We start from the raw sequence: 625 nt of genomic DNA, 5'->3' as shown, positions 1-625 counted from the left end.
TGAATCCACGTCCTTTGAGACAACTAAATAAGGTTTCGATTTCCCAGCGTAATGCATAATCACGAATAGCAGAAGCATTAAACATAGGAGAAACAACAAGTAAAAGTTCCCCATCTTCTAATCGTAGCGCACTAATATACAGTTTCACTCGACCAACCCAAATACGTCGTTTACGACATTCAGTTTGACCAACTTGAAGATGACGAAATAAATCACTAATTTTATGATTCCTGGCTAAGTGATTGGTCACAATAAAGTTTTTTTAACACGTATACAGAAGTTGATGTCATTTTCAATTAACCATGTAAACCATTTCTCACCGATAAATTCTCTGTCTGCGAACACATTCACAATACGGTCTTTACCAAAAATAGAGATAAAGCGTTGAATCAAAGCAATACGCTCTTTTGTATCTGAATTTCCACGTTTATTGAGCAATGTCCAAACAATAGGTATCGCTATTCCACGATAGACGATGGCTAACATCAAGATATTGATATCTCGTTTTCCCCATTTCCAATTGGTTCTATCTAAAGTCAGTTGCACTTTGTCGAATGAAAACATATTGAAAATCAACTGAGAAATTTGACGATAATCAAAATACTGACCTGCAAAGAAGCGTTGT

Annotated in this window: 1 pseudogene; it reads right to left on the bottom strand. The window is 35.7% G+C overall.

Going from position 1 to position 625, the window contains the following annotated elements:
* A pseudogene (locus tag IRT38_RS17445) lies at positions 1–625 on the bottom strand (IS4-like element ISAba33 family transposase); the annotation flags it as partial.

It is taken from the genome of Acinetobacter sp. SK-43, assembly GCF_015351505.1.
Classification (GTDB): Bacteria; Pseudomonadota; Gammaproteobacteria; order Pseudomonadales; family Moraxellaceae; genus Acinetobacter; species Acinetobacter junii.
The sequence above is the reverse complement of the archived record's forward strand: the minus strand, read 5'-3'. Positions and strand labels throughout refer to the sequence as shown.